This window comes from Actinosynnema sp. NPDC050436 (assembly GCF_040655415.1).
Taxonomy (GTDB): Bacteria; Actinomycetota; Actinomycetes; order Mycobacteriales; family Pseudonocardiaceae; genus Actinosynnema.
The window spans coordinates 299,761-313,954 of sequence record NZ_JBFAJV010000008.1 but is presented as its reverse complement, the minus strand read 5'-3'; the positions used below and the strand labels follow the sequence as shown (position 1 = coordinate 313,954).

General features: G+C 75.0%; 7 protein-coding genes. All 7 read right to left on the bottom strand.

Going from position 1 to position 14,194, the window contains the following annotated elements; all coding sequences use genetic code 11:
• Nucleotides 1–9: 9 nt before the first annotated feature.
• Genes AB0I60_RS21360 through AB0I60_RS21330 form a run of 7 tightly spaced genes read right to left on the bottom strand, consistent with a single transcriptional unit; the run spans nucleotide 10 to nucleotide 14,151 of the window.
• Complete coding sequence (locus AB0I60_RS21360) at nucleotides 10–2,202, bottom strand: Ig-like domain-containing protein (protein WP_360732232.1); 2,193 nt, start codon at nucleotides 2,200–2,202, stop codon at nucleotides 10–12.
• Between the two features lie 4 nt (nucleotides 2,203–2,206).
• Nucleotides 2,207–3,214, bottom strand: coding sequence for a methyltransferase (locus AB0I60_RS21355; protein WP_360732230.1), 1,008 nt, complete (start codon nucleotides 3,212–3,214; stop codon nucleotides 2,207–2,209).
• A 1-nt stretch (nucleotide 3,215) separates the two neighbouring features.
• Nucleotides 3,216–7,604, bottom strand: coding sequence for an amino acid adenylation domain-containing protein (locus tag AB0I60_RS21350; protein WP_360732228.1), 4,389 nt, complete (start codon nucleotides 7,602–7,604; stop codon nucleotides 3,216–3,218).
• Nucleotides 7,601–8,890, bottom strand: coding sequence for an MFS transporter (locus AB0I60_RS21345; protein WP_360732226.1), 1,290 nt, complete (start codon nucleotides 8,888–8,890; stop codon nucleotides 7,601–7,603). The genes AB0I60_RS21350 and AB0I60_RS21345 overlap by 4 nt, the downstream gene beginning before the upstream one ends.
• A complete protein-coding gene (locus tag AB0I60_RS21340) occupies nucleotides 8,887–12,120 on the bottom strand; it encodes an amino acid adenylation domain-containing protein (RefSeq protein ID WP_360732224.1) in 3,234 nt (1,077 codons plus the stop codon). Before AB0I60_RS21340 ends, AB0I60_RS21345 begins: the two co-directional genes overlap by 4 nt.
• A gap of 1 nt (nucleotide 12,121) precedes the next feature.
• Nucleotides 12,122–12,802 (bottom strand): DUF6875 domain-containing protein, encoded by a 681-nt coding sequence (locus tag AB0I60_RS21335; protein WP_360732222.1) that lies wholly within the window; start codon nucleotides 12,800–12,802, stop codon nucleotides 12,122–12,124.
• Nucleotides 12,802–14,151: an NAD(P)/FAD-dependent oxidoreductase gene (locus AB0I60_RS21330; RefSeq protein WP_360732221.1), complete on the bottom strand. Its 1,350-nt coding sequence runs from the start codon at nucleotides 14,149–14,151 to the stop codon at nucleotides 12,802–12,804. The genes AB0I60_RS21335 and AB0I60_RS21330 overlap by 1 nt, the downstream gene beginning before the upstream one ends.
• Nucleotides 14,152–14,194: the final 43 nt, after the last annotated feature.

Below are 14,194 nucleotides of genomic sequence, written 5' to 3'. Positions count from 1 at the left end.
TTCCCGGCGTCAGGAACGCGCCCGCAGCAGGGTGATCCGGTTCGCGCCCAGCTCCGTCACGTACAGGTGCCCGTTGGCCGGGTGCTGGGTGACGTCCAGCGGCTGGTTGAAGCCGGTCAGGCCGGTGATCCCGGTGGTCCGGTTGGACAGCGCGCCGCCCGGTGCCACGTCGAAGGTCTGGATGTCCTGCCCGGAGGAGTAGCGCACGACCAGCAGCTTGCCGTCCAGCCGGCCGCCGAACGCGCCGCCCCGGTACTCGATCACGCCGTTGGCCGACGCGTGCAGCCCGGCGTCGTAGGTGCCCGCCAGGTCGAAGTTGCGGTCCGGCCGGGTGCCGACCGGGTAGGCGGAGTCCTGGAACGGGTCGGTGCCGGCGGTCGGGTTGCCGCCCGCGAGCACCCACTCGCACCGGACCGGCGCGGGGTGGCCGTAGTAGCGGCCCGGCTTGACGTCGAAGACGTAGTCGGTCTCGGCGGTGGGGTTGTCGGTGATCGCGGGGACGGTGGGGCCGGTGTACGGGCCGTCCGGGCGGTTCGCGCACGACGCGGGCAGCGGTGCCGGGGTCGCGGGGGTGTTGCCGCCGGCCGCCGAACCGTTCGTCGGCGCGTACAGGTGGCCGTTGCGGTGCCAGACCAGGTCGTAGGCGTTGCGCACGCCGGTCGCGTGGATGGTCAGCGGAGCCGTTGCCGCGTACGGGTTGTAGCTGCCGCCGGCTTCGGTGCGGACGTTCACCGGCAGCGTCGCGGGCAGGCGGGCCGGGCGCAGCCGCAGCACCGCCGCGCTGAGCAGGTGCTCTGACCGGTTGCCCCAGGTCGGGTCGGCCGCGCCCATGGCGTTCATCGACCCCTGCGACAGGTACAGGTCGCCGTCCGGGCCGAACGCCAGCGAGTTCGTCTCGTGGTCCTTGACCGAGCGCGGCAGGTCGGTGACGACCTCGGTGTAGGTGCCCAGGTCCGGCCCGCTGAGCCGGGCGACCTTGCCGGACCAGTCGGGCGCGTTCGCGGTGCCGCCGAAGTTGTCGGTGATCCACAGCACCGGCTGGGTGGAGCGCGGGTCGAACGCCATCCCGATCACCGTCCGATTCGGCGCACCGGGCAGCCCGGCGGCCGTGGCGTGCGCGCGGACGGTGTCGATCACCGTCGCCGCGCCCAGCGTCCCGTCCGGGTCGACGGGGAAGCGGTGGATCTGCCCGGTGGAGGTCGCCGCGTACAGCCGGCCGTCCGGCCCGACCGCGACGCTGGTGAACGGCGCACCGCCCGCCACCCCGACGACCTTGTCGAACGCGATCGGGCCGCCGCCGGCTCCGGCTCCGGTGGTGAACACCGACGACCACGGCAGGAACCGGTTGCCCGCCACGTCCCGCACCCCGTCGGTCACGTCGAACCGGTAGAGGGTCTGCGGCGCGAGCGGCGCGGTGGGGGAGAGGTTGACGACGTCCCCGCCGCCGCTGGTGATCACGTTGGCGGGCACCGCGCCGCCGTCCGCGACCCGGGTCAACCGCACCGAGGACGAGGTGAGCGACGACGGGTCCACCGCGCCCGCCGGCAGGCGGAGGTCGGCCACGACGCCGGACGTGGGCGGCACGCCGGTCGCCAGGTTCGCGGGCGTGACCGTGCGGACCGAGGGCCGGGCCGCCGCGCCGGCGACCTCGGCCACGTCGACGTAGTGGAACTTGGTGTTGGTGCCGGCGCGCGGGCTCAGCGTGAGCCGGCCGTCGGCCACCACGACCACCCGGGTGGCCAGGGCGTGCTTGGCCGTCGCGGTCGGCTTGAACGCGGCGACCGCGTTCTGGTCCTCGACGCTGAGGTAGTGGACGCTGTCGGTGGCCGTCCCGGCGTCGCCGACCGCGACCGACACCGAGTAGACCCCGTCGGGCACGGCCAGTTCCCAGCTGCCCGGTGCCGACACGCCCGCCGACCCGGCCGGGAGCTGGGCGTGCACCAGCGTGGCGAGCCGGACGTCCGGCCCGCCCCGGTTGCGCCCGTTGCCGACCAGGCCGAGCGGGGTGGTCGTGCCGAGTGCCACCCAGCCGTAGGTGTGGCCGCCGGCCCGGGGGCCGTACGCCTCGCCGAAGTCGCGCGCGTACCCCGCCGGGGGTGTCGTCGCCTGGTCCGAGAAGTTCACCTTCAGGCTGAACGCCGCGTTCGCGTGAGCCGGGATTCCGGCCCACAGCAGGGCGACGACGACCACCAGCGCGCGCATTCCGCTACTCCTCCGGGGTTTTCCGGGCGACGATGAGCGATTGTCCGGGCGCGGACTCGAGGGGGTGGGTCGTGGGGTCGGCGAAACCCGCGCCGGTCAACCAGGTCCCGATCTCTTCGGCGGAGTAGACCTGCCCGCCCTGGCCGTGGAACAGGTTCAGGCTGAACACCCGGGCGAACGCGTCGGACGCCGGGTCCGCGCAGTGCTCGTCGTGCTCCAGCAGCACGACCGCCCCGCCCGGTGCCAGCGCCGTTGCGACCCGCTCCAGCAGCGCGCGGTTCGCCTCGACCGGGCGGCCGTGCACCACGTTGAACAGCAGCGCGGTGTCGTAGTCGCCGCCCAGGTCCAGGTCGTCGTAGTCGCCCGCCCGCAACGTGATCCGGTCGGCCAGGCCCGCCTCCGCCACGGTCCGCCCGCCGACCGCCAGCGCGTCGGCCAGGTCGACCACGGTCGCCCGGAGGTCGGGGTGGGCGGCGCACAGCCGGGTTGCGTACTTGGCGTGCCCGCCGCCCAGGTCGAGCAGCCGCCGGCCCACCGGGACGACCTCGGCCACCTCCGGGCCGATGTGGTCCGCGTGGCCGGACAGCATCCCCTGGAAGCGGGCCAGGGTCTCCGGCCGCGCGGACAGCCAGGCGTAGAAGTCCAGCGCCGGCCGGCCGGTGCGGACCGACTCCTCCAGGTCGTCCCAGGACTCGAACAGCACGGTCGCCCAGAACCGGTCGACGGTGCTGTACCCGTCGTCGGACAGCCACTTCGTGGTCATCGCGGTGTTGCGGTAGCCGTCCTCGCCGTGCTCCAGGTAGCCGAAGGCCACCAGCGCCTCGGCGAGGAGCCCGGTGCCGCGAGGGTCGGTGCGGAGTTCGGCGGCGAGGTCCGGGGCGGTCAGCGGGCCGTTGGCCAGCGCGGCGAACGCACCCAGCCGCAGCGCCGCCGCCATGGCCCGGTACCCGGCCGTGGCGATCAGGTCCGGGAACGACGGCGGGCCCTCGCCCGGTGGCAGGTTCAGTGGCATGTCAGGACCTCTCCGGCATGACGCCCGCGCGGGCCAGGTACTCGATGTGACGGGTGATCATCGCGGCGTCGGCGGGTGGGAACTCGACGCCGCACTCGGCCGCCGCCCGCCGGGTCGCGGTGGTGTCGAACCGGGGCGTCGGCCGGCCGGTCGTGGTCAGGCCGAACGCCAGCGGGCCGAACGCGCTGTCCGGGGTCTCCATCATCAGCGCCCGCCACTCGGGGTACTCCAGCACCTCGCACGGCCAGCCCAGGGAGGTGAGCACGTCGCCGAGGTCCGGGTAGCCGAACCCGTCCGCCTGGTAGTAGTGGTAGTCGCGGCCGTACAGCTCGGGGCGCAGCGAGACGCCCGCGATGGCGGCGGCCAGCCGGTCCACCGGCAGCATGTCGATCAGGTCGGTGGTGCGCGGCACCGCCCCGGTGGCGGCGCAGGTGGCGATCTGCCTGCTCAGGTAGGACTCGGTCTTCGCCGTGCCGGTGCGCACGTCGCCGACGATCGCCGCCATCCGGTGGATGGACACCGGCAGGCCCCGGTCGCGGGCCAGCACGCCCATCATGTCGGCCACCCACTTGGTGGTGTGGTAGCCGGTGTCCAGGCCGGTCGGGTCCTCCGCGCGGTCGGTCTCGAACACCAGCCGCTTGTCGTAGTTCGTGCCGAGGAACACGCCCAGCGTCGAGGTGAGGTGCAGCGGCTTGGTGGCGTACTTGGTCGACATCCGCAGGATGTCCACCGTGCTGCCCACGTGCGGCGGCATCATCCACTGGTAGGTCAGCACGAAGTTCATCAGCGCGCCGTTGTGGTAGATCGCGTCCATGCTCTCGGCCAGCTCGTCGAACCCGCGCTCGCCCAGGCCCAGCAGCGGCTGGGACATGTCGCCGACCACCGGCACGATCCGCGCCAGGTGCTCCTCCGGCACGTCCAGGTGCGCGCGCCGCAGGTTGGCCCGGATGCGCGCGTCGGCCACGGCCGGCGTCTCCGCCCGCACCAGGCAGTGCACCTCCAGGTCGGACCGGTCCAGCAGCTCGGCCAGCAGGTGCGCGCCGAGGAACCCGGTCGCCCCGGTGAGCAGCGCCCGCTGCGGCGGGCCGGTCCGCCGGGGGTGCTCGGCCACGATGTCGTCCGGCGGCTGGGCGTCGGCCCACATCTGCTCGACCGACGGCAGGCCGGAGCGGTACCGCTTGGCGAACGTGTGGTCCGACGCGGCGGCCTCCTCCACCACCTCGGCCAGCTCCGCCAGGTCGGCGGTGGCGAACAGCGCGCGCAGCGGCACGGCCACGCCCAGCAGCGCGCGGACCTTCGCCAGCACCGCCGCGGCGACCAGGGAGTGCCCGCCCAGCCCGAAGAACGAGTCCCTCCGGCCGACCAGGGGCGCGTCGAGCACCTCGGCCCAGATCTCGGCGAGCACCCGCTCCACGGGCGTCTGCGGCGGCTCGTACGGCGCGGCCTCCAGTGTCGGGTCCGGCAGCTTCGCCACGTCGACCTTGCTGTGCGCGGTCAGCGGCAGCTCGTCGAGCACGACCCGGGCGCCGGGCAGCATCGCCTCCGGCAGGTGCTCCGCGCAGAACGCGCGCAGCACGTCCAGCTCCGGCGCGGTCCCCTCGGGCCGGGGCACGACGTAGGCGACCAGGGTGTCGGACCGCACGGCCACCGCCGCGTCGGCCACCGCCGGGTGCTTGAGCAGCGCCGCGCGCACCTCGCCCGGCTCGATCCGGTGGCCGCGCAGCTTCACCTGGTCGTCCACCCGGCCCAGGAACTCCAGCGTCCCGTCCGGCAGCAGCCGCACCAGGTCGCCCGTGCCGTACATGCGCCCGCCCGGCACGGTCGGGTCCGGCAGGTACGCCGACGCGGTGCGCGCCGGGTCGTTGCGGTAGCCCCGCGCGGGCGCGGTGCCGCCGACGTGCAGCTGACCGGGCACGCCCACCGGCGAGGGCCGCAGGTCGGGGTCGAGCACGTAGCAGCGCACGCCGTCCAGCGGCCGGCCGATCGGCAGCGTCGCCGCCCGGCGGTCGACCTCCGAGCCGTCGACCGTGCGGTGGGCGGTGGCGCACACCGTGGTCTCGGTCGGCCCGTAGTGGTTGACCAGCTCGACACCGGTCGCCTTCGCCCAGTCCGCGACGGCCTGCGGCGGCACCGCCTCGCCGCCGATCATCATCACCCGCAGCGGGGTGTCGGTCTCGGTCACGCCCTCCAGGTCGGCCACCCACCGCTTCCACAGCGGCGCGGGGCCGTCCACGGCGGTCAGCCGGTGCTCGGTGCACAGCCGCAGCAGGTCCGGGCCGCTCACCGTCGCGGGCTCCGGGTGCACGACCACGGCCGCGCCCGCGCACCACGCCGGGAACACGTCGCCCACCGACGCGTCGAAGCTCAGCGGCGGCACCATCAGGATGCGGTCGCCGGCGGTGAAGTCGTGCAGGTCCACGAACGCGCGGGTCAGGTTGGCCAGCGTGTCGTGCTGCACCTGCACGCCCTTGGGCACGCCGGTCGAGCCCGACGTGTAGATCACGTAGGCCAGGCCACCGGCCGGCACGTCCACGGCGGGCGGCTCGGCGGCCTGCCCGGTGAAGGCGTCGTCCGAGGTGTCCAGCAGCGCGCCGTGGAAGTCCCCGAAGCGGTCCCGGCTGCCCGGCGCGGTGATCACGACCGGTGCCGCGCAGTCGGCCAGCAGGCCCGCCAGCCGCGCCGGCGGGTGCGCCGGGTCCAGCGGTACGTACGCGCCGCCCGCCTTGAGCACCGCGAGCAGCGCCACGAGGGCGTCCGGGCCCGCCGTGAGGGCCAGGCCCACCGGCACCTCGGGGCCGACGCCCCAGCCCGCCAGGACGTGCGCCACGCCGTTCGCGCGGCGGTCCAGCTCGGCGAAGCTCAGCTCCGCGACCGCCCGGCCGTCGTGGTCCAGGGCGAGCACGGCCGGGGTGGTCGGGTGCGCGGCGACCTGCTCCGCGATCCGGGCCAGCACGCCGGTCGCCGGCTCGACCGGCCCGCCGTTGAGCGCCCGCGCCGCGACCAGGTCGGCCGGTGCCGTGGTGTCCAGCTCGGACAGCCGGGCGCCGGGGTGGGCGACCAGCGCCGCCAGCACGGCCGCGAGGTGGTCGGCCATCCGCGCCACGGTGTCCGGCTCGAACAGGTCCGTGCTGTAGTCGAGCTGGGCCTCCCACGGGCCCTCGGTCTCCCGCACGTGCAGGGTGATGTCGAACCGGCTGGTAGCCCGGTCGACGGCCACCGCGCCCGCCGGGTACCCGGCCCACGTGCCCCGGCCGCCGCCCCGGTTGAGCACCAGCATCACCTGGAACAGCGGGTGGTGGGCCAGGTCGCGGCGCGGCGCGACCCGCGCGGCCACCTCGTCGAAGCTCACCTCCGCGTGGTCGAGCGCGTCGACGGCGGTGGCCCTGGCGCGCTGGAGCAGCTCGCCGACGGTCGGGTCGCCCGACAGGTCCACCCGCAGCGCGGTCGTGGTGACGTACATGCCGACCGAGCGCTCCAGCTCCGGGAACGGCCGGTGCGTGGTCGGGGAGCCGACGACCAGGTCGTCCACGCCCGCGCGGCGGCCCAGCAGCAGCGAGAACGCGGCGAGCAGCCCCGCGAACGTGGTGCACCCGTGCGCGCGGGCCAGGTCGGCCAGGCCGGTGGTCAGCTCGGCGGGCAGCACGAACCGGTGGGTGCCTCCCGCGACCGTCCGGTTGCGGGTGCGCGGCCGGTCGGCCGCCAGGTCGAGCACGTCCGGTGCGCCTGCCAGCCGCTGCGCCCAGTGGTCGAGCTGCCGCTGCCGCTCGCCCTCGGCGAGCCGGCCGGACTGCCAGTGCGCGTAGTCCGGGAACTGCGCGCCCACCGGGCCGAGGTCGACGCCCTCGTAGGCGTCGCCGATCTCGCGGGCCACCAGGGTGAGCGACAGGTCGTCGCAGACGATGTGGTGGCCGATCACCAGCACCGCGCAGTCGCCCGGCGCGACCCGGATGAGCCGGACCCGCAGCAGCGGGCCGGCCTCCAGGTCGAACGGGTCGTCCACCTCGGCCGCGATCACGTCGGGCAGGTCGCGGCCGGCGAGGTCCACGACCGCCAGGTCGGGCACCGGGTCCGGCGACACGACCTGCTCGGGCACGCCGTCCTGCTCGGCGATCCGGGTGCGCAGCGCCTCGTGCCGGGCGAGCACGGTCGCCGTGGCGGCCCGCAGCCGGTCCTCGTCCAGGTCGGCACCGACCCGCACGGCGGCGAACATGGCGTACGCGCCGGCGTCCAGCCCCAGCCTGCTGGTCAGCCACAGGCCGCGCTGGTTGCCCGACAGCGGGACGGTCGCGCCCTCGGGCCGGCGGGTGACCTCGTGCTTCTCGGCGGCCAGGCCGCGCTGGGCGAGCAGGCGCTCCAGCAACTTCTCGCGGTGGTCGGACAGGTCGGTCACTGGAGGGTCCTTTCCGGGGTCTCGGCCACCGCGTCGGGGAGGTCGTCCACGGCCCGCAGCCGGGGGCGCGACCAGGCGTAGGCGGTCAGCGCGAACATCAGCACGCCGACCACGAGGAAGACCAGGGCGATGCCCCGGCCCTCGCCGGTGCCGATCACCGCGCCGACCGTGGAGGCCAGCGCGCCGTCCGGCGCCATCAGCGGTTCGGCGACGCCGTCGGACAGCGGACCGATCAGCAGGTAGGCGATCGGCATCGCGGCGGTGCTGAGCATCCGCACCACCGCCAGGACCCGGCCCAGCACCGCCGGGTCCACCTTCGTCTGGAGCAGCGTCACGCAGCAGGTGTTCATCAGCGGCAGCGTGAACAGGAACGCGGGCGCGGCCAGGCCGATCAGCCACGGCGAGGGCGCGAGGCTGTGCAGCACCAGGAACACCCCGCCCAGGCCGAGCCCGAGGTAGATGCCCTGGACCCGGCGCTTCGGCCCGCCCCACGCGCCCATCACCAGCCCGCCGACGAACAGCCCGCTGCCGCCGGCCGCCATCAGCACGCCCAGCGTGGCCGGGCTGGAGAACGACAGGATCAGCGGCTGCACCAGCCCGCCCGCGATGGCGAACAGGAAGTTCCACACGCCGAACACCGCGCACAGCGTGAAGATGCCGGGTGCGCCGCGCAGCCAGCGCAGCCCGGCCCCGATGCCCTCCCGGCCGCCGGCCTTCGCCGCGCCCCCGGTCACCACCGGGAGCCGGGCGGCGAGCAGCGCGCCGACCGCGAACACCATCGTCACCACGTCGATCACCAGCACGCCGCGCAGCCCCACCAGGCCCAGCAGCGCGCCCGCCACCAGCGGCGCGGCGATCTGCACGCCCTGGGTGATCTGCATCAGGCCGTTGATCCGGCCCAGGTGCTCCTTCGGCACCAGCGCGGGCACCAGCGCCTGGTAGGCGATGATGTGGAAGGTGTTCAGCGTCGCGGTGAGCGCCGAGGCCAGGTAGACCTGCCAGACCGCCAGCGAGTCGGTGCTCACCGCGACGAGCAGGAACACCGTGACCAGGCCGGCGGCGGAGTCCGCGCAGAGCATGATCTTCTTGCGGTCGTACCGGTCGGCGAACGCGCCCGCGTAGGGGGCGAGCAGGATGCCCGGCAGCACCGCGCAGAACTGGATGAGCACGAACTGCGTGACCGATCCCGTGCCGAGGTAGACCCACACCCCCAGCACGAACGCGGTCAGCGCCGACCCGATGACCGAGACGAGCTGTCCCGCCCAGACCACGGCGAACCGCTTCACGGTGCCTCCCCGAGCATGGCTTCGATCTCCTCGTCGGTCATGCCGGCGAGCTGCACGCGCAGCTCGGCGACGGCGGTGATGCGCCCCGGTTCGTCCAGCGCCACCAGCGCGGTGGCCAGGCCGGCGACGGTGGGCGCGGCGAACATCCGGCCGATCGGCACCGTCACCGCGAACGTGCCGTGCACCCTGGCCAGGGCCTTCGCGGCGAGCAGCGAGTGCCCGCCCAGCGCGAAGAAGTCGTCGTGCACGCCGATGTCCGGCAGGCCCAGCACCTCGCGCCAGATCCCCGCCAGCACCTCCTCCACGGCGTCGCGCGGCCCGACCCGCTCGCCGTCCGCCGCCCAGGTGGGTTCCGGCAGGGCGTTGCGGTCGGTCTTGCCGTTGGGCGTCAGCGGGAGGGCGTCGAGCAGCACGGCGGTCGCGGGCACCATGTACTCGGGCAGCCGCAGCGCCAGTTCCGCCCGCAGCCGGGCCCACAGGTCCTCGGAGCGCTTCGCCGGCACCAGGTAGGCGACCAGGCGGGAGTCCCGGGGGACCACCACCGCCTCGCGCACCTCGCCGGAGGTCAGCAGCGCCGCCTCCACCTCGCCCAGCTCGATCCGGAAGCCGCGCACCTTCACCTGGTGGTCGGCCCGGCCGAGGAACTCCAGCGTCCCGTCCGCGCGGTGCCGCACCAGGTCGCCGGTCGCGTAGAGCCGGCCGCCCGGCACGCGCCCGAACGGGTCGGGCACGAACCGGCTCGCGGTCAGGCCCGGCCGGTCGTGGTAGCCGCGCGCCACGCCCAGCCCGCCGACGTGCAGCTCGCCGACCACGCCGGGCGGCACCGGCTCCAGCCGGTCGTCCAGCACGTAGAGCCGGGTGTTGCCGATCGGCGGCCCGATCACGACCGGCGCGGGCGGCGGGTCGACCAGGCCGGCGGCCGACCACACGGTGGTCTCCGTGGGGCCGTAGACGTTCCACAGCAGCGACTCGTCGGTCAGCAGGTCGTCGGCGAGGTCGCGGGGCAGCGCCTCGCCGCCGCAGATCCGGGTGGTGACGCCCGCCGGGACGTCGCCTGCCGCGTGCAGCAGCCGCCAGGTCGCCGGGGTCGCCTGAAGCGCCGACACCCGCCGGTCGGCCAGCAGCCGGCCCAGCGCGACGCCGTCGCCGGCGGTGTCGCCCGGCACGACCAGCACCTCCGCGCCCGCCACCAGCGGCAGCAGCAGCTCCAGCACCGAGATGTCGAACGACAGCGTCGTCACGGCCGCCAGCCGGTCGCCCGGGGCGAGCGAGAACAGCTGCTGGAACGACGTCAGCAGGTTCACCACCGCGCGGTGCGGCACCTCGACGCCCTTGGGCGTGCCGGTCGACCCGGACGTGTAGATGACGTACGCGAGGTCCTCGCCCGCCACCGGGGTCGGTCGCGGCACAGCTGGTTCGGCGTCCGTCAACGCCAGCACGGGCCCGTCGAACGCCAACGGGTCCAGCGCCGGGTCGGTGAGCAGGACGGCCGCGCCCGAGTCGGCCAGCATCAGCGCGAGCCGGTCGCCCGGCCAGCCGGGGTCCAGCGGCACGTACGCCGCGCCCGCCTTCCACACCCCCAGCACCGAGGCGACCAGCTCCGGGGTGCGCGGCAGGTGCAGCGCCACCAGCGAGCCCCGGCGCACGCCGTGCCGCTGGAGCAGCGCCGCGACGTGGTCGGCCAGCCGGTCCAGCTCGGCGTAGGTCAGCGCTCCCGAGCCGGTGCCCGACACAGCGACCGCGTCCCCGTCGCGCGCGACGAGGTTGAGCGCGGTGGTCGCGGCGGGCAGCGGCAGGTCGGTGTCGTTGAAGCCCTCCAGCACCTCCCAGCGCCGGACGCCGGTCAGCGCGTCCAGCTCGGAGATCCGCTTCTCCGGGTGCGCCGCCGCCGCCACGAGCAGCGCGACCAGCCGGTCGGTGAAGTCGGTGACGGTGGCCTCGTCGAACAGGTCGGTGCTGTACTCGACGCCGAGCGCGAGCCCGTCGTCCCGGTGCTCGACGGCCAGCGTCAGGTCGAACTTGGACACGCCCGGGTCGGGGGTCAGCGACGACAGCCGCAACCCGGGCAGGGCGAACTCCAGCGGCGGCGTGTTCTGCAGGATGAGCTGGGCCTGGAACAGCGGCGCGTGCCCCAGGCTGCGCTGCGGGCTCAGGTGCTCCACCAGCCGTTCGAACGGCAGGTCGGCGTGCGCCAGGCCGTCGACCGCCGACTCGCGGACGCGGCCCAGCAGCTCGCTGAACGTCGGGTCGCCGCCCACGTGCGCGCGCAGCGCCAGCGTGTTGACGAAGAACCCGATCAGGCCCTCCAGGTCGGCGTGCGAGCGGCCCGCGACGGGCGTGCCCACCACGACGTCCTCCTGGCCCGCCAGCCGGCCCAGGCGGGCTGCGAAACCGGCCAGCAGCACCATGAACAGCGTCGCGCCGTGCGCGCGGGCCAGGCCCTCCAGCGCGGCCAGGTCGGCGGCGGGCACGTCCGCCGGGTGCAGCGCGCCCCGGTAGGAGGCCACCGCCGGCCGGGGACGGTCGGTCGGCAGGGTCAGCAGCTCGGGCGTGCCCGCCAGGTGCCCGGCCCAGTACTCCAGGTGGCCGGCGGCGGTCTCGTCGCCCATCCGGTCGCGCTGCCACACCGCGAAGTCCGGGTACTGGAGGCGCAGCGCGGGCAGCACCGGCTCCCGGCCCTCCACGGCCGCCGCGTAGCCCTCGCCGACCTCGGCCAGCAGCACCGACAGCGACCAGGCGTCGGACACGATGTGGTGCAGGCTCAGCACCAGCACGTGGTCGTCGTCGGCGAAGCGGCCCAGGGACGTCCGGAACAGCGGCCCCCGGTGCAGGTCGAACCCGTCCGCGCCGCGCTGGTCGGCGTACGCCTGGGCCACCGCGTCCCGGTCGCCGTCGGGCAGGTCGTGCTCGACCAGTTCGGCGGTCCCGGTCGGGGCCACCAGTTGCACCGGCTCGCCGCCGGAGTCGGGGAACGTGGTGCGCAGCGCGGCGTGCCGGGCGACGACGCCGTCCAGCGCGCGCCGCAGCGCGTCCCGGTCCAGCGCCCCGCGCACGCGCAGCGCCAGCGGGATGTTGTAGACCGCGCCTCCGGGTGCGAACTTGTCCAGGAACCACAGCCGCTGCTGGCCGAACGAGAGCGGGTAGGCGGCCGGTTTCGCCGCGCGCTCGCGCAGCCTGCGCGCCAGCAGTTCCCGCTTGCGCGCGGCGGACCCGGCATCGGGGTCGGTCATGTCAGCTCCCGGACGTGGCAAGTCGGTCGGCGGCGGCCCGCACGTCCTGCCGCAGGTACGTGGGCACCCGGTCGCCGAACAGGCGCAGGTAGACGGACAGCGTGGCGTCGTCCCCCCGCACGAAGGGGAAGTCGGTCGGCACCATGTGCCGCATCCCGAGCAGCGCCACCGGGCTGACCAGCGGCCGGAACTCGGGGTTCCACAGGCCCGCCTTGTCGGGCGGGCCGGGGTGGAACTCGCCCAGCATCAGGCCCTCGGCGGCGTACTCGACCTTGAGCAGCTCCTGGGTCCGGTCGACCACGGCGAAGTCGGCGGGCCCGACCAGATCCGGGAACAGCACCAGGATGGTCTTGAACTGCGCGCCCGCCCCGCCGGTCGGCTCCAGCTCGGGGAACCACTCGCGGTAGTGCCGCAGCAGCTCGGCGAGTTCGGCCGGGTCGGTCGGCTTGCCGGGGTGCACGGTGAGGAAGAACAGGTTCTTCTGCAACGAGGTCCCGGTGTACGGGCACACGTCGCCGCGCCGGCCGAGGTCGGCGTGCGGCTCGCACAGGTACTCCCACGCCCAGCGGTGCACCACGCGCAGCGCGTCCTCGTGGGCGGCGACGGCGTCCGGGAGCCGGTCGGCGGCGAAGTCCGCCGGTTCGACCAGCGGGTGGACGGGTCGGGTCGGGTGGACCAGCATCACTTCACCTGCCTTGTGCCGCGACGGCGGGACCGGCGGGCGAGCCCGGCCAGCGCCGCACCGACCAGCGCGGCGGTGGCGCCGCCGAGCAGGCGGTCCTGGCGGCGGGCGCGGGCCAGCGCCTCGCCGTAGGGCACCGTGGTGTGCGTGATCAGCGTGTAGAGCGGCACCCAGGAGCGCGGGAAAGCCCGGTGCAGCACCAGGTCCGCCTTCCGACGGGCCAGGAACAGCGGGGAGCGCACCTTCTCCCGCAGCTCCACGAAGTTCCGCTTGGACAGCTCGGCCAGCACGTCGGTGTGCGGGCGGCGGGCCCGCTCGAACTCGGCCAGCGCGCCCCGCAGGTCGTGCGGGTGGGCGGCCAGGCACCGGTCGAGCACCGAGCAGTCCTCGAACGCGGCGTTCATGCCCTGCCCGAAGAACGGGTACACCGCGTGCGAGGCGTCGCCCAGCAGCACCGTCCCGCGCCCCTCGCCGGCGGGCACGTGCCACGGCTCGGTGCGGATGGTGACCAGGCTGGCCACGTCGCGCGCGAGGAACTGCTCGACCAGGTCGGGCACCAGGGTCAGGGTGTCGGGGAAGGCGCGGGCGAAGAAGTCCCGCACCCGGGAGGGCGTGGTCAGGCCTGCGAACCCGCCCGGACCCTCGAACGGCAGGAACACCGTGGCGGTGAGCGAGCCGTCCACGTTGGGGTGGGCCACGATCAGCCCGTCGTCACCCGGCCACACGTGCAGCGCGCGCAGCTCGGTGCGCGGCTGCCCGTCCTCGCCGACCGGGATCAGCAGCTCCTTGTAGCCCCACTCCAGGAACTCCTGGTGCAGGGTCGTCCGCGCGCCCCGGGCGAGCTGGGCGCGCACCGCCGAGAACGCGCCGTCCGCGCCGACCACCAGGTCGGCGGCGTGCTCGACCACCCCCTGCGGGCCGACGGTCGTCACCGACGGGACGTCCCGGTCGACGGCGGTGACCTTGTGGCCCCACGAGAACTCCACGCCGTGCTTCTCGGCCTCGTCGACCAGCGCCACGTTCAGGTCGTGCCGCAGCACGGAGTGCAGGACCTGGTCCTCCTCCGTGCCGTACGCCTGGAACCGCTGCGAGCCGTCCGCCAGGTGCACGACCCGGCCGCGCATCGGCACGGTCGCGGGCGCGAGCGCCTCGAACAGGCCGATCTCGCGCAGCGCCACGACCGCCCGCTGCGACATGCCGAGGTTGAACGACCGCCCGGACTCCCGGACGCCGGGCGTGCGCGGGTCCTCGCGCCGCTCCAGCACCCGCACGGTGAACCCGCGCCGCGCCAGGTACACCGAGGCCAGCGAGCCCGCCAGGCCCGCGCCCACCACGACCGCGCCGGTCATCGCCGGTCCCGGTGCGCAGGCCGGTCGACTGCGTTGTCCTGCA

Coding starts and splice junctions, on each gene's coding strand:
- AB0I60_RS21330 (WP_360732221.1), bottom strand. CDS start 14,151: ATGACCGGCGCGGTCGTGGTGGGCGCGGGCCTGGCGGGCTCGCTGGCC.
- AB0I60_RS21335 (WP_360732222.1), bottom strand. CDS start 12,802: ATGCTGGTCCACCCGACCCGACCCGTCCACCCGCTGGTCGAACCGGCG.
- AB0I60_RS21340 (WP_360732224.1), bottom strand. CDS start 12,120: ATGACCGACCCCGATGCCGGGTCCGCCGCGCGCAAGCGGGAACTGCTG.
- AB0I60_RS21360 (WP_360732232.1), bottom strand. CDS start 2,202: ATGCGCGCGCTGGTGGTCGTCGTCGCCCTGCTGTGGGCCGGAATCCCG.
- AB0I60_RS21355 (WP_360732230.1), bottom strand. CDS start 3,214: ATGCCACTGAACCTGCCACCGGGCGAGGGCCCGCCGTCGTTCCCGGAC.